This is a genomic window from Sporanaerobium hydrogeniformans (assembly GCF_002735925.1).
GTDB classification, from domain to species: Bacteria; Bacillota; Clostridia; order Lachnospirales; family Cellulosilyticaceae; genus Sporanaerobium; species Sporanaerobium hydrogeniformans.
The window spans coordinates 43,594-59,434 of sequence record NZ_PEDL01000006.1 but is presented as its reverse complement, the minus strand read 5'-3'; the positions used below and the strand labels follow the sequence as shown (position 1 = coordinate 59,434).

Sequence of the window (15,841 nt, the reverse complement as noted above, 5' to 3'; positions counted from 1 at the left end):
ATATGAAAAAAAGACTTTTTAGTATTTTGCTCACGGTATGTATGGTGCTGTCCATGTTGCCGGTAGGTGCATTTGCATCCCCAGGGGATAGCGACCCCATACCGATTGAAAGGAAGACTACGCTGGACTTGACAAGTGCAAACGGTTGCAATGAGAGCGCGACGACGACTGGCCCGATGCTGTCCATGTTGCCGGTACGTGCATTTGCATCCCCAGGGGGTAGCGACCCTATACCAATCGAAAGGAAGACTACGCTGGACTTGACAAGTACAAACGGTAGCTATGAGAGCGCGACGACGACTGGCCAACTGATAAACGTGAACTTCACCACAACCAATGTCACCGACAGCGCTGAAGGTTGGGCGTGGTATAAAACCGCTGCAGATGGCTATAGTGCTAATACCCTCGTTCTTTCGGGGGCAAACATTACTGGGCAGGATAGTTCAGTTGAAAGCTATGGAATCATACTACCACCGGATGCAACAATCAAACTTTTGGATGGAACAACAAACACAGTAATCAGTGGACGTACAGACGGTAGAAACTACTATAGCAGGGGCATTACCTGTAGAGGGGGTTTGATGAGTATAGAGGGTACAGGTACACTTAACACTACTGGTGGTATGGCAAGTGATGGCTATAGCTTTGGCATTCACGCAGAGAACCTTACCATTAATAGTGGTACGATCACGGCAACTGCTGGCAATGCAAGTAATGGCGCTAGCTTTGGCATTTACGCAAAGAACCTTACCATTAATAGTGGTACGATCACGGCAACTACTGGTAATGCAAGTAACGGCGCTAGCTATGGCATTCACGCAGAGAACCTTATCATTAATAGTGGTACGATCACAGTAACTGGTGGCAATGCAAAAAGTACTAGCTATGGCATTGCAGTTCAGGGAGTTGGCAGTACAATCGGTACAATTACTATTAAAGGTGGTAACCTAACAGTCCAGAGCGGTAATGCGCAAGAAAGCTGTGGCATTGGTGTGAGAGGGACAGGTACAATTACCATAAGTGGTGGCAGTGGCAGTGCGACAAGTGGAACTGGGACAAGAACATCCATGGCATTTAGTAAGGAGCTAGCATCGGGTAGTCTCTCGCTTACAGGTACATCTGGGGGCACTGCTAGAAGCTGGGATGTGACCTCCGAAGTATTTTTTGATGGCGGCACCGGTACACAAGATGACCCTTATCAAATTGCCACGGCGAAGCAGCTGCGTTTCTTATCGGCTGTTATCAACCAATATGTGTTCATTGATAAGGATTCGCCTTCCTATGGCCAAGGTATTCGTAAGGTAGCGCTAGACCAAGATGCTCAAACCTATGCCTATCTACAATGTGCCCACTATAAGCTAACGGCGGATATTGTGCTCAATGACACAACAGACTGGGAAAGCTGGAACGATAATACCACCGGCTTAAACAGCTGGATGCCCATCGGCCAAGCAGATGGTTATACGTTAACAGACACATATGCAAAGGCATTTGCCGGAACCTTTGATGGCGACAACCACACCATCAGCGGCATGTATCATAACGCGCTATCTATGGGCGTGAGGAGCGGAGCAGCACATTTAAGAGGTGTGGGTCTGTTCGGAGCAATCAAAGATGGTAGTATAAAGAATGTTACGGTAGCAAAGAGCTATATCAGCAATCGTAATGCTCTGGTCGGTAGTGTGGTGGGAGTAATTGGGGCTTCAGAAAAGGTAAGTGTAGATAACTGTACAAACAGTAGCACGGTCATAGGTACGTTCAGCAACATAGGAGGCAACGGTACGGTCAACAGCATGGTCGGCGGTGTAGTGGGATTAAACTATGGAATAGTACAGAACTGCCAAAACACCGGCACGGTCATTAACGCGGGCTCGGGCGACAACGGCGGTGGTGTTGTGGGATGTAATAGTGGAAAAGTAGATTATTGCACCAACAGCGGTACGGTCAGAGGAACCTACGTAAATACCTACTCACAAAGTGGCCAACTCGGCGGCATAGTGGGAACCAACGCAGGCATATTAAAAAACTGCACAAATAGTGGCATCATCGACAGTGAGTACAGTGAATGCGTTGGTGGTGTGACAGCAGTAAATGCTGTATATGGAATAGTAGAAAACTGCCAAAACAGTAGCAGGGTCATAGGAAGATCGTACATCGGTGGCGTGGTGGGAAAGGACTGTAATGGAAACAACGGTATAGGAGTAAAAAACTGCCAAAACAGTGGTATGGTCATAGGAGATTCCTTCGTAGGCGGCGTGATAGGAGGCGGCGGGCTAGTGGGGAGTGTTGTACAAATGCAAAACTGTTACTCCCCTAAGGGCCTTACAATAAAGAAAACTGGCGAGCTTGCTACCAGAGATATCGGAACTAGCTCTGATAACCCAATATATATTGGACACCTCATTGGCTATAGCATCGGCACCAGTACCGGTACTGGCAACAGTAGCAATCCTATCGTAAGTGGTGTGACGGTCAGCCCATCAAATGCCACCGTTGCACAGGGCGGCACACAGCAGTTTACCGCCACTGTGACGGATGAAACGAACCAAACTGTCACATGGTCCATTTTAAACGATGATGAGAACGTTTCTATCGATTCAGCGGGCAAAGTGACTGTGACAAGTAGTGCAGTAGGCGGTAAAATCTATGTGGTGAAGGCAACTTCAACCCAAAATCCTAAAAAATATGGCACGGCAAGTATGACTATCAATGTCCAGACACCAGCCAAGCCAAGTATAACCCCAACAACCCTACTTAGTGGTATAGTGGGCACGGCATATAGTGAAACCTTACAAGCAACGGGCTACCCTACGCCAACATGGAGCAAAGCAAGCGGTAATTTGCCAGATGGTTTAACGCTCAGCAGTGAGGGTAAAATCACCGGCACACCAACAAAGAGCGGGACCTTTTCCTTTACCGTCAAAGTAACCAATGCCAGCGGCAGTGACACCAAGGAACTTGCCATCACGGTAACCTCTAACATCACTGGCTTGACGGTAACCCCGTCTACTGCAACCGTTAAAAAGACGAAAACCCAGCAATTTACCGCCAACGTGACGGGTACAGGTACAGGTGAAGTGGGTGTAACGTGGAGTGTAAGTGGAAGCACAAAAAGTACTATTGATGCAACCGGCTTGCTGACAGTGAATGCCTTTGAAACAGCAAATACCCTCACAGTAACGGCAACCTCCAAGGCGGACAGCACAAAGTCAGCGACGGCGACCGTCACGGTGACCGACGCACCAAAGCTCTGCACGGTTACCTTTGACAGCGACGGCGGCAGCACCGTATTGTCAATCAGTGGCATCGAGGAGGGCAGTCTCATTACGCTGCCAAACGCTCCTACCAAGGAAAACCACCGCTTTGATGGGTGGTATACTGAGAAAACCGGAGGCGGAAAACAGTTTACTGGTGCAACGGTTGTGAATACTAGCATAACCGTCTATGCCAAGTGGACGAAGCTCGTTACTGTTTCCGGCATAGTCGTGGAAGAAGATAACACTCCTATTTCTGGAGTCAGCGTGACACTTTTACCTACATACGGTACGGCTGCGGCAATCACCGGCGCAGACGGCAAGTTCCATTTCGACAATATCCCAGAGGACTATTTCACCGTCACAGCTACATTTGAGGATACAAGTAGTGTGACCGCCAATGTCACCGGCGACTACAGCAATGTGAAGCTTGTGAAGCCAAAGCCTTATCTAACCATTACAAGACAGCCTCAAGATGGCTACATCATCAAGGGCATCCCAGGGCAGAATGCTGTCTTTGAAATGCTGGGCGAGCGCACGCCGCACCTTGCGGATTCCGTGGCACATTATTGGTATTGGCTCCTAAATAACAAGCCAGACGTAGACAAGGATAAGCGGATTGAGCAGACCGGCAGTCAACTGACCATTAATGAAACGAACAACAATATTCCTACAGAGCGTGGCATCTATAAGCTCTACGGCTATGCATATGTATCACCCGTCACTGCACCACCTGAGCTAACCGCCTATACCCGCGTAGCAGCCCTAAAGGTAGTGGGGACCAACACCATTGCAGGCGAGGTGAAAAAGGAGAACGGTGACCTTGTACAGGGCGCAACTGTCAAGTTGGAGTACGTAGGCACTTGGCCCTATGGCAGTAGTGCTATCACGAGCAGCAGCAATTCACAGACTACATTAGCAGACGGAAAATACCAATTTAAACTTGTGCCGGATGGCAACTATAAGCTTACCATTACCCTGCCAGACGGTGGCAAGATTGTCTATGGACCATACGCTTTCCCAGGTGTGAACCCCACGGACCCATCTGAGCCCATCGACCCGGACATCGTGATTCCCGATGAGGCAAGTATCCAAATCAGTGAACAGCCACAGGATGCCACTGTGAAAAAGGACACAGCTGTTACGCTAACAGCAGCAGCCAATGCCACCAATGGCACGGCAGTAACCTACCAGTGGTATAAGAATACCCAAAATGCCAACAGCGGGGGTACTGAAATCAGCGGTGCCACTGCCAAGGACTACAAGTCTCCTACAGAAACCAAGGGCACAACCTACTACTACTGCGTGGTATCAGGAACAGGTCTAGAATCAGTTACTACACGTCCTGTTAAGGTAACGGTATTTACCTACGGCATCCTTGCAGGCACCGTACAAACCGACGACAAACAAACGATTGCAGGTGCAACGGTAGAGCTTGTACAGCTGACCTGTACCGACCCCAATCCACCAGAAAAATTCACCACAAGTAGCAATCCACAGACCACCACTGCAGATGGTAAATTTAAGTTTATTGAAGTACCTAACGGCACTTACAAACTAAAAATCACCCTTCCAAGTGGAGAGGTATTCGAGGAGCAGCCAATTAGCGTGCCTAACGTCAACCCAGATCTTCCAATTACCCCTCCTGCAAAGCCCACCATCAGCATTACCAGTCAGCCCAAGTCTATGACAGTGGCACTGGGCGATACAGCAGGGCTTAGCATATCGGCAGGTGTGTCTAATAGCAACGCAGTGATTTACCAATGGTACAAAAACACAGTAAGTAGCACCACAGGGGGTACAGCAATCAGCGGGGCAACGAGCAGCAGTTATTTAGCACCTACTGCAGCAAAAGGCATTGCCTACTACTACTGTGAGGTGAAAGCCAGCGGTGCAGAACCAAAAACCTCTAATGTGGCAAAGGTAACCGTACGTAACAGTCTGTACATGACTATTGAAGGTGCAGTAAAGGATGATAGCAGCAACACAGTAAAGGATGCAACGGTAATACTTGCACCGACTGCAGGCATTAGTCCAAATCCGCGAACCACTAAAGTAGACGGAAAATACAAGTTTGAAATGCTACCTCTAGGCAAATATACCCTTACCATTACGCTGTCAGGTGGCGGAACCCTCATCAAGGAAATTGACCCCGGCGACCCTGACAATCCTAACTACCCAACCTATCCCAATGGCGAGGTGGACATTGTTGTCCCAGCAACCAATAGTATCACTATCACCCAGCAGCCTAAGGCTATTGAGGTTACTAGTGAGATGACTGCTGGCTTCGCTGTCAAAGCAGTTGCCACCAAGTCAGCTACGCTTACCTATCAGTGGTACAAAAATACTACTAATGCAAACAATGGTGGTACAAAGCTAGAAGACAAAACCACTGCTGCCCTTACCCTGGATAAGCAACCTGCGGGTGTCAGCTACTATTACTGTGTAGTTAGTTCCCAAGGGGCATCAGACAAAGTCACACATCCGGCAAAGCTCACTGTTACCAAAGCTCCCGACAAGACAGGGGATTTGAATGGCAGCGTAGTAGAGGATGAGGATGGAAAGCCTGTAGTAGGGGCGGAAGTTAAGCTGATGAAGTACGGAACCGATGGCACACAGTTTGGCAGTACTGTTGTTACAGGTAAAGATGGAAAATACGAGTTTCAAGTCATTCCTTACGGTAGCTACAGCCTTGTTGCCCAAAAGAATGCTCAGATTGTAACCAAGCAGGTTACCATAAAAGAAGTTAGCATCACAGAAAATCTTACTTTGCCAAACGGGGGCAAGCTTACCAAGGTTACAATCCAAGGCAGCAGCACCCCTTCTGTAGCCGTGCGCAATTTGGATGAGATGTTCACCCCACAGGATAGTGCGATTGCAAAACAGTCAGGGGCACAGGTGGAAATCAAGCTGCTAGTGGAAAAGAAAGATATACCCGCCGATAAAGAAGAAATGGATGCTGCTTTAGGACAAAATCAAGAGGTGGGAATGTATCTCGAAGCAAAGCTAGTCAAAATCATCACAGGAACAGTAGTGGATAACGCCACAGAAAATATTCAACCACCGTCTGGTCAAACCTTGCATATTGTACTTGATTTGCCAACAGCCTTGCAGGGCAAAGAAGGCTATCAAGTCATTCGTGCCCATAGCGAAAACGGTATCACCAGCATAAAGGTCATTATACCGAACTATGATCAAGTGATGCAGACATTAGCCTTTGATGCCGATGCCTTCTCTACCTACGCTATAGTGTACAATAACTTACAAAGCAATACCGGTGGCGGTGGTAGTAGCAGCGGCGGTTCGTCCGGCGGTAGCAGCTACAACGCCTATGACATTCAAATCACCAAGGAAGGCAATGGCACCATAGTTCCTGATCCAGGCGCTGACAATAAGGTGACCATTCCTGAGTGGAGTGATCAAACCTTCACCTTTACCCCCGAAAAGGGCTATATGGTTTTCGATGTTTTAGTAGACGGCAAAAGCGTTGGTGCGAGCACAAGCTACAGCTTTAAGAACATAACAAAAGAGCATACATTGAAAGTTATTTTCAGGAAAGATAGCAGTTTGGAAAATCCAAAAACCGATGAAAAGCCTAATGATGTCAAGTTTGATGATGTGAAAGATGAAGATTGGTTTGCAGCTGCTGTCTATACAGCAACTCGAAAAGGATGGTTTCAAGGGACATCTGATACGACCTTCAGCCCCTATCTTGACACCACACGTGGTATGATTGTGACGGTATTACACCGTATGGAAAACGAGCCAAGAGCAACTGTGACATCTATTTTTGATGATGTAACAATAGGAAGCTGGTATTATAACGGTGTGACCTGGGGACAGGAACACAAGATTGTCAAGGGTTATGGTAACGGCAAGTATGGACCACAGGACAATATCACTCGTGAGCAAATGGTAGCTATTCTTTATCGCTATGCGCAGTTTAAGGGGTATGATGTAAGTAAAACCTCTAGCTTGTCTCAGTTTACCGATGCCAGCACTATTTCTGGTTATGCAAAGCTTCCAATGACTTGGGCTGTTGCAAACGGACTGATTTCTGGCAAAGGAAACAACAGGCTTGATCCAAAAACAGGTGCTACTCGCGCAGAGGTAGCAGCTATTCTAACTCGTTTTTATGAGTTGTTCTCTAACAAATAATAACGGCATAAACTAAAAGCTCATTTAAACTGAAGGCGGTAAGCATTTTGCTTACCGCCTCCTTTATTTTCCAGAGTTCCGTGACAAAGCGCGGTAAAGATATAAGGGGTATAGTTAGTATAAGGAGAATTCTTCAGGAGTTATAAGAGAAATTATCCAGAAGGTATTATTTTATAGAAAAATTAAACAAAAAAGTGGAAATATTTTAATATATATAATAAAATATAAACAGATAGAAAACGTGAGTAGGTATTGAGTTTGTATAAAGGAGCTGAGGTGAATATGTTTTGCCCGAAATATAAAGTAGAACAAGGGGAAAGTTCTAATAATGGGAAAAAGGGATTACGTAAGGCAAAACGTTATAAGTATATGAAAAACAGTTTAGTTTTTTTTGTACTTGCCATGGGGGGAGGGTTTCTCGTTTTTAAGCTACAGGAAAAAAAGACTATAGAGGTTTATAGTCAAAGATTAACGACACTTAGCCAAAACATAGAAGATTATGGAGTAGGAGTAAAGGGCGAAGAGTATAAAAAATCCTTAGATAATTATTATGCATTACTTGAGAAAAAAAATATTAGAGAACTAGAGCGCAAGCAAGCTAAGCTCAGTGAAATAGAGAAAGAGGTTGAAAACTATAGTAAGGAATTTGCTCAACTTAAAGAGTATCAAGGCGCCTTTGACGATTTAAGTAAGAACTATGTATTAAGTGAAGAAAATGAAAGGCAGCTAGAGGAACTTAATAGGGATTTAAATACCAGTATTGAAAAAGGAGACTTAGAAGCGGGACAATTAGCAGTGAGAGATTTAAAAGCTTTTAAAAAGTATATTATAGAGGATAATAAAAAACAAATTCAACTCTTAAAGAAAAAGCTAGAAGAAATGAATTTATCAAGGGCCTATCAAGCAGAATTAGAGCACCTAGTTTATTTAAAACAACAAGGAGAGGCATTATTTGAAAGTGGTAAGTATGGGGATGCTCTTAGAAAATTTAAGAAAAGTAAAGCAGTAGCTGAACTAATAAATAGCTACATTCCCTATACGTTAACCATTAATCAAGTGGATGCTTCTAACTATCCTACCATGAAGCTTTATGTTACGTTAAAGGATGACAAAGATAAGAAAATAGAAAAAGAATTAATACCTGAAGCCTTTTATCTTTCTGAAAGATTAATAGGCGAAAAAAATTATACTACTTATAGAGTTGAAAAAGTGAGCTTGCTAAAGGAGAGAGAGAAACTAAATATAGGTTTAGTTTTAGATGTGAGTGAAGAGATAAGAGAAGAGGATTTAAAGAATAGACAAGAGGTTATAAAGCAACTGATGAGTCAAGTACATTTTCAAGAAGGAGACAAGGTAACTCTTGAGGGCTTAGAAGAAAAGAACTATTTAGAAGCTATAGATCAAATGATGGAAATGAAAGAGGCTAAGGATTCAATTTATGATACACTTTATGTAGCTATCAATCAAATGGCTCAACAAGAGGGAGTTAAATGTATCATAGCTTTTAGTGATGGCAGGGAAAGAGAAAGTAAGTGTACACCTCAAATGCTAACTGAATTAGCTAAACATTATCAGATACCTATTTTTATCATTGATATAGGAGAAGAAGGAGCTATACTACAAGCACTTGCTAATAATACGGGAGGATTTTACCGGAGTATAAAAGATACTTTAGTAATGCAAGAAATATATGATGCAGTTTATAAGGAAAGACAAGCGACGCATTTTTTAGAATATGAAAATCAACAAACTGATAATCAAACCCCAAGAGAAATCTACATAAGCTATGAGGAGGATAAGATAAAGGTAAGAATGCTTGAGCATTACATATTAAATAACCCAAAAGAGGAGAGTAAATCAAATAATATAGTGTATACTGATAAGGAAAACTGAAAAGCAAAAAGTTAAATAAGGATTAAAAAAGGAGATTACAGCATGTTACATGGTTATAAAGGTTACTTTCCGCAAATAAAGGAAGGGTGCTTTATTGCAGAGGGAGCCCAGCTTATTGGTAAGGTTTGGTTAGAAGAAGGGTGCAGTGTATGGTATAATGCTGTTTTAAGAGGGGATGTCCATGAGATTAAGATAGGAAAAAGGACAAACATACAAGATGGATGTGTTTTACACGTAGGAGAGGATAAGGGGCTATGTATAGGTGAGGGAGTAACTATTGGGCATAATGTCACACTACATGGGTGTACGATAGGAGACTATAGTTTAATAGGGATGGGAAGTATTGTTTTAGATGGAGTAAGGATAGGTAAAAATTGTTTGATAGGAGCAGGGAGCCTAGTAACGGGAGGCATGGTTATTCCAGATGGGATGCTCGTATTAGGGGCTCCAGCCAAGGTGATAAAACCATTAACTGAAGCCCAAAAGGAAGATTTAGTAGAGTCAGCTAAACACTATGAAAGGCTAATAGCAGACTACTGAGTATTCATTTTAGATAAAAACATAGAGAGAAAGGCATCAAATTGCTTGCGCTTTGCAACAGGTAGGTGTGATTTAAGATAATCTAAAAGAGCTGTTTGCATCTCTGGAGTAAAAGAGATGTTTTTCTTTTTTGCCTCATTAGAGATAGCCATCATTGTACCAAGCATTTCAAGTTCGGACTTACCGCTTGTATGATCGATGGTTTTTTGTAGTGTCTGCAAAAAGTTAGGATCAACATGAGAAAAAGCAGGATGAGTTGAAAGATTCATAGGGTTCTCCTTTCTGATTTTTATTTCATAAAGCCTGAAAGTACTTTAAGTAATTGCAGTTGATTGGGGTCTAATAAGCTGGATAGACTACTCAGGATATCACTTGGATTAGGCCCTTGATGAGTAGTATTGGCGTTTGTCTGCATTTTGGGCTCTTCTGGTGTAATACTTTCTTGTACAGGAATACCAGAGTCGAGGTTTGTACTAGACGACATAGGAGAGTGGGACTGGTTACGCATTGCAAAAATATCTTTTGCTTCAGAAAGTTTTAATAAAACATCTATAAAATAGCCACGTTCATCTGAAAGGTCTTTACGTATATCACGTAAAAAGCTTTTTTCCCAGCCTTGCTCAGTAGAACGACTAAAGCCTCTTACAAAATCTTCTTTTGAAAAGACTTCTACCGTATAAAGGAGCTCTATAGCTTTAATAAAAATAGCTGCAGAACGTTGATTGTTAGGATTTAAATAGGGAATGAGTGATTTTGAAATAAGTAGGAAATCATTTCGAGTAGCGTTATCTAAAGAATTCATAGGAAAACCACCTTTAACAGTTTCTTTTATAATGTATGTCAGACATGTAAAGTAATAGAACTTATTTGGTTATTTTTGTAAAGAAATAGGAATACACTATAAAGAAACTAAAAAAGAGGATGGTTTTTTATGAGTAAAGAAAGTACATCTATAAATATTGAGAGGGATTTGGATGAAATCGCAGCCCTTATTTGGGGCTATATGGATAAAACCTATTTAGCACAGTTTAAAACGAAAATAGAGGGCTATCGCTCAGAATGTGAAAATAATTTAGGAAAGGAAGCACAACTTCTAAGAGCCATCATTCCCTTTATGCCAGAGGAAAAACCTATTCTTAAGTTTATACTAGATGCTATTATTTATAATGATATAATTGAAAAAAGCTTTACAGAGTATAAACATTTAGAAACACTTTATCGAGATGATAACAAAGATAGGGAGCTGTTAAAAAAGCTGACTTATAAGCTTATTATGTACAAACTAATAACAGCTATTGAAAGAGGAAGCCTAGAGAGGAATACTTTAGAGGGTGAACACTCTTAAAAAATAATAATAAATAGAAAGAAGCCAGGGCTAAACGCCTTGGCTTTTTTCTATTTATTATTATTGGATATCGTTTCTAAAAACACCGCCACCACAGCTGTTGCTGCAGAATAACCAGTAGAGAATAACAGCAATAATGATCCAAGTCCAAGTATTATTGCAGCCACCAAACAAATTGCCAATACCACATTCAGAACCATTTAAAAGACCATTTCCACAGCTACCACAGCCAGAGAAAAGTAAAAAGGCTATAATTATCCATATCCACATATTGCCATTGTCTAAAAGTCTAAAATCATCCATTCTATTTACCTCCTATATAATTAAATAATGTAATAAGTTTCTTATAGATGATACCAAGTAGAATAAAAGTAGGCTAAGACGCTAGATTTAAGTCACCTATTTACCCTCCTTCTAATTAAGTTCACATATTCTAGTTTATTACGTGAGGAGAAGAAAAATGACTATAATTACCAAAAATAGAAAAGAATTTATTTCTTTCTAGCGCTTGTATCCTTTTTTTTGGTTTTCGAAAAAATATTGTAGAAATTCATCAAGCAATTATCTTAGTATCTTCACTAATATAGTATGAGGCATGGGAAAAAATGTTACTATTGTTAAATCATTTTTAAAATATAAATAAAAGTAAAAAAATAAAATCCTAAGTATTTTTTTAAAAATAATATTGACAGAGTATGTATCATTGTATACAATTATACCTATGAAATGTCTGACAATTAAAGGATTGTTTCAAATAAAATTCAAGAGGTGATGAAAATGTTTGAAATGAATAAAAGAACCAATCTTCTTGAAAGCCCTGAGATTAGGTATCAATTAGAAGAAAGGGAAACGCCTAATATGTTTAGGGAGTTCTATCCATATGACGAAATTCCTAAAATTGCCTTCAATAGTTTACGTGTTCCAATGGATATGCCAGAGGAAATTTTTATTACAGATACTACTTTTAGGGATGGCCAACAGTCAAGAGCACCTTATACAACAGAACAAATTGTAGAGATTTATAAAATGCTTCATCGTTTAAGTGGTCCCAAAGGAATTGTGAGACAAAGCGAATTCTTTTTATATAGTCAAAAAGACAGAGAAGCAGTTTATAAATGTATGGAATTAGGTTATGAATTTCCTCATATCACTTCTTGGATCCGTGCATCTGAAAAGGATTTTGAACTTGTTAAGCAAATAGGGATTAAAGAAACAGGAATTTTGGTAAGCTGTTCAGATTATCATATTTTCCATAAGCTACATATGAAACGTTCAGAAGCTATTGCACATTATACAAAGGTTATTAAGCAATGCATAGAGAGAGGAATTGTACCTCGTTGCCACTTTGAAGATATTACGAGAGCAGATATTTATAACTTTGTTGTACCTTTTGCTGCAGAGCTTAAAAAGCTAAGTGATGAAGCGGGGATTCCTATTAAAATACGTGCATGTGATACGATGGGGTATGGGGTGAGTTATCCAGGTGCCATGATTCCAAGAAGTGTTCCAGGCATTATGTATGCCCTTCACCATTATGCAGGTATGCCAAATGAATGGATTGAATGGCATGGGCACAATGATTTCTATCGAGCAGTTAGTAACTCAACTGCTGCTTGGCTGTATGGCTGTTCAGGGGTTAACTGTTCACTTTTTGGTATAGGTGAACGAACAGGCAATACACCTCTTGAAGCAATGATTTTTGAGTATGCACAGTTAAGAGGCACATTAGATGGTATGGATACAACTGTTATCACAGAACTTGCAGAGTATTTTGAAAATGTTATTGGAGAAAAAATTCCAGAGCGCACACCTTTTGTAGGAAGGAACTTTAATGTAACACGTGCAGGGATTCATGCGGATGGTTTGTTAAAGAACGAAGAGATTTATAATATTTTTGATACAGATAAATTCCTTAATCGTCCTGTGCGTGTATCTGTAAGCAATACGTCTGGTCTTGCTGGTATTGCCCATTGGATTAGCACCAGTCCTAAATTTAAAGAACTGAAGGATATTGATAAAAACGACCCACTTTGTATACAAATCAAAGAATGGGTAGATAAAGAGTATGAAGATGGACGTACAACGGTTATGAGTGATGAGGAACTTGAACATTTTATTTCTAGCTATTTAACTACGAATCAATAAAATTTTTCAAAGGGGTAGATAGAAAATAAAACTACCTCTTTAATTGTTTATAAAAATACATAAAGTAAAATAATATTTGGACAAAAACCAACTTATTTTGGTATAATAGAAAAGTAAAGGTTTCGGATATAAGTGAAGGAGGATTTTGAAGATGGATAAGATACAAAAGGCAAAAGAGCATTTTGCAGCACTTGTAGAAGCTCAGCTTGCACGTGTAGAGAGAATGAAACAAGATACGGGTGCCATAGACTATCATCAAATGGATAAAATCATTATTGGATGCTGTGGTGGAGATGGAATTGGACCAGCAATTACTGCTGAGGCAGAACGTGTACTTCGTGCAGTTTTAAAAGAAGAAATAGAAAAAGGTAAAATTGAATTTAGGCAAATTGAAGGACTCACCATTGAAAATCGTATAGAAGCTGGCAAAGCTATTCCAGACGATGTATTAGAAGCGCTTAAGGCATGTGACATTATCCTTAAAGGTCCTACAACTACACCAAGCAAGGGGGATGGCCCTAATATTGAAAGTGCTAACGTAGCCATGAGAAGAGAATTAGATCTTTTTGCTAATGTACGCCCAGTAGCTGTACCAGAGCTAGGCATTGACTGGACTTTTTTCCGTGAAAACACAGAAGGTGAATATGCTCTTGGAAGTAAGGGGATAGTGATTGATGAAGATATGTCTTTTGACTTTAAAGTCACCACTACTCAAGGAACAGAAAGAATTGCACGTCAAGCTTTTGAATTTGCCCGTAAAAATGGTAAAAAACATGTAGCTATTATTACAAAAGCAAACATTCTTAAAAAGACAGATGGCAAGTTCTTAGAGCTTTGCTATCATGTAGCAAAAGATTACCCTGAGATTCAAGTAGATGACTGGTTTGTAGATATTATCTCAGCCAATCTTATTAATGAAAAAGTAAGAACAGGCTTTGAAGTATTTGTTCTTCCTAACCTTTATGGAGATATTATTACGGATGAAGCTGCTCAAATCCAAGGTGGGGTAGGAACAGCAGGAAGTGCAAATATAGGTAATAAATATGCTATGTTTGAGGCAATCCATGGTAGTGCACCACGTATGCTAGAAACAGGAAGGCAAATGTATGCTAATCCAGCTAGTATGATTAAAGCAGCAGAGCTTCTCCTTCGTCACATTGGTTATGTAAAAGAAGCAGATAATGTTCTTACAGCACTTAAAATAGCCAATGATACAATTAAAATGACGGGTAGAAGTGATGGAGCAACGGGTGAAGAATTTGCTAACTGCGTAATTGCTAACCTATAAACTAAATAGAACTCTCTTTATTTTAAAGAAAGTATTTTCTTTAGATAAAGGGAGTTTTAATTTTAGAAAAATAAGATTCATAAATCTAATACAAAATTGAAAATTATAGTTATATTTGATATGATAAGAACTGAGAAATGCTATTTAGAAATACTAAGGGGGAATTTTATGAAGTTTACAGAGGAAAGTATAGTGCTTAAAAGTGGAAAAGAAATTAAAAAATTTCAGCTTATGAATGATCAAGGCATGGTAGTAGAACTGATTAATTTAGGGGCAACATTAACTCAGGTTTTAGTACCTGATCAAGAAGGAAAGCTAGAAAATGTAGTTTTAAGCTGGCAAGACAAGAGTGTTTATGAGGAAAATCCAGGTTGCTTTGGGTCTATTATAGGGCGAGTTGCTGGAAGGATCGGTGAGGCAAAAGTAACGCTAGGAGATAAAGTTTATGAATTTGCCAAGAATAGTAATGGTAAAAATACTATTCACGGTGGAGAAGTAGCTTATCATACACAGCTATGGGAAGGTAAAGGGACGAGTGATGCAGAGGAAGCAACAGTAAGCTTTACTTATTGGAGTAGGGATGGAGAAGCAGGTTTTCCTGGGAATTTAGATATAAAGGTAGACTATGTGTTAAAAAATGATAATTCTTTAACGATTGATTATACAGCTACAACAGATAAAGAAACCATTATTAATCTTACGAACCATACCTACTTTAATTTATCAGGTGATGCTAAACGTCCTATTTTAGAGCAAGAAGTAGTTATTCATAGTGATACATATTGTGAATTAGACTCAGAGCTTATTCCGACGGGTAAGCTGATTGCACTTAATGAAGATAGTATTTTTGACTTTAGAAAGGCAAAAGCTATTGGTAGAGATATTAATGAAAAGCATGAGCAGCTTGTTAATGGAGCTGGATATGATCACCCATGGGTGCTAAATGATGATGAAGTAGCCGTTGAGTTTTATGATAAGGTTTCAAAAAGATATATGGAAGTGACTACAACAGCACCAGGTGTGGTTATGTATACTATGAATCATGCAGATGCTCCTCTTTTATTAGAGAATGGTGAATCTCAAAAGCCTCGTTATGGTGTTTGCTTTGAAACGCAATGTTTACCTATTGGGCGTAATGAACTTTTTAAAGAAGGAGTTATTTTAAAACCAGAAGATACTTATAGACAAAAGACTGTCTTTAAGTTTGGAATACGTTAA

The 15,841-nt window shown here is 40.5% G+C and carries 10 protein-coding genes; 7 read left to right on the top strand and 3 right to left on the bottom strand.

Annotation, left to right across the window (positions count from 1 at the left end; translation table 11 throughout):
* Positions 1 to 2 precede the first annotated feature (2 nt).
* From CS063_RS07810 to CS063_RS07800, 3 genes are all read left to right on the top strand, one after another.
* Complete coding sequence (locus tag CS063_RS07810) at positions 3 to 7,412, top strand: carboxypeptidase regulatory-like domain-containing protein (RefSeq protein WP_099449141.1); 7,410 nt, start codon at positions 3 to 5, stop codon at positions 7,410 to 7,412.
* A 282-nt stretch (positions 7,413 to 7,694) separates the two neighbouring features.
* Positions 7,695 to 9,305 (top strand): vWA domain-containing protein, encoded by a 1,611-nt coding sequence (locus CS063_RS07805; RefSeq protein WP_099449140.1) that lies wholly within the window; start codon positions 7,695 to 7,697, stop codon positions 9,303 to 9,305.
* A 42-nt stretch (positions 9,306 to 9,347) separates the two neighbouring features.
* Positions 9,348 to 9,845 (top strand): gamma carbonic anhydrase family protein, encoded by a 498-nt coding sequence (locus CS063_RS07800; protein ID WP_099449139.1) that lies wholly within the window; start codon positions 9,348 to 9,350, stop codon positions 9,843 to 9,845.
* Here CS063_RS07800 and CS063_RS07795 read toward each other — a convergent pair.
* Together CS063_RS07795 and CS063_RS07790 are read right to left on the bottom strand one after the other, a co-directional pair.
* Entirely contained in the window at positions 9,839 to 10,114 is a 276-nt protein-coding gene (locus tag CS063_RS07795) for a hypothetical protein (protein ID WP_099449138.1), read from the bottom strand. The two genes, CS063_RS07800 and CS063_RS07795, sit on opposite strands and share 7 nt — an antisense overlap.
* A 20-nt stretch (positions 10,115 to 10,134) precedes the next feature.
* Entirely contained in the window at positions 10,135 to 10,647 is a 513-nt protein-coding gene (locus tag CS063_RS07790) for a hypothetical protein (RefSeq protein ID WP_099449137.1), read from the bottom strand.
* Between the two features lie 129 nt (positions 10,648 to 10,776).
* Between CS063_RS07790 and CS063_RS07785 the strand changes: the two genes are divergently transcribed.
* Positions 10,777 to 11,190, top strand: a complete 414-nt coding sequence (locus CS063_RS07785) for a hypothetical protein (RefSeq protein WP_099449136.1) — start codon at positions 10,777 to 10,779, stop codon at positions 11,188 to 11,190.
* Positions 11,191 to 11,250: 60 nt separating this feature from the next.
* Here CS063_RS07785 and CS063_RS07780 read toward each other — a convergent pair whose 3' ends face one another.
* Complete coding sequence (locus CS063_RS07780) at positions 11,251 to 11,493, bottom strand: hypothetical protein (protein ID WP_099449135.1); 243 nt, start codon at positions 11,491 to 11,493, stop codon at positions 11,251 to 11,253.
* Positions 11,494 to 11,967: 474 nt separating this feature from the next.
* Between CS063_RS07780 and CS063_RS07775 the strand changes: the two genes are divergently transcribed.
* The 3 genes from CS063_RS07775 (at position 11,968) to CS063_RS07765 (ending at position 15,841) form a co-directional block, all read left to right on the top strand.
* A complete protein-coding gene (locus tag CS063_RS07775) occupies positions 11,968 to 13,335 on the top strand; it encodes a 2-isopropylmalate synthase (protein ID WP_180270727.1) in 1,368 nt (455 codons plus the stop codon).
* Positions 13,336 to 13,486: 151 nt separating this feature from the next.
* Entirely contained in the window at positions 13,487 to 14,623 is a 1,137-nt protein-coding gene (locus CS063_RS07770; RefSeq protein ID WP_180270726.1) for an isocitrate/isopropylmalate family dehydrogenase, read from the top strand.
* A gap of 168 nt (positions 14,624 to 14,791) precedes the next feature.
* Complete coding sequence (locus CS063_RS07765) at positions 14,792 to 15,841, top strand: aldose epimerase family protein (protein ID WP_308415455.1); 1,050 nt, start codon at positions 14,792 to 14,794, stop codon at positions 15,839 to 15,841.

Bases quoted from the DNA above. Each gene is read 5' to 3' on its own strand.
- CS063_RS07810 (WP_099449141.1), top strand. From the start codon at position 3: ATGAAAAAAAGACTTTTTAGTATTTTGCTCACGGTATGTATGGTGCTG.
- CS063_RS07805 (WP_099449140.1), top strand. From the start codon at position 7,695: ATGTTTTGCCCGAAATATAAAGTAGAACAAGGGGAAAGTTCTAATAAT.
- CS063_RS07800 (WP_099449139.1), top strand. From the start codon at position 9,348: ATGTTACATGGTTATAAAGGTTACTTTCCGCAAATAAAGGAAGGGTGC.
- CS063_RS07795 (WP_099449138.1), bottom strand. From the start codon at position 10,114: ATGAATCTTTCAACTCATCCTGCTTTTTCTCATGTTGATCCTAACTTT.
- CS063_RS07790 (WP_099449137.1), bottom strand. From the start codon at position 10,647: ATGAATTCTTTAGATAACGCTACTCGAAATGATTTCCTACTTATTTCA.
- CS063_RS07785 (WP_099449136.1), top strand. From the start codon at position 10,777: ATGAGTAAAGAAAGTACATCTATAAATATTGAGAGGGATTTGGATGAA.
- CS063_RS07780 (WP_099449135.1), bottom strand. From the start codon at position 11,493: ATGGATGATTTTAGACTTTTAGACAATGGCAATATGTGGATATGGATA.
- CS063_RS07775 (WP_180270727.1), top strand. From the start codon at position 11,968: ATGTTTGAAATGAATAAAAGAACCAATCTTCTTGAAAGCCCTGAGATT.
- CS063_RS07770 (WP_180270726.1), top strand. From the start codon at position 13,487: ATGGATAAGATACAAAAGGCAAAAGAGCATTTTGCAGCACTTGTAGAA.
- CS063_RS07765 (WP_308415455.1), top strand. From the start codon at position 14,792: ATGAAGTTTACAGAGGAAAGTATAGTGCTTAAAAGTGGAAAAGAAATT.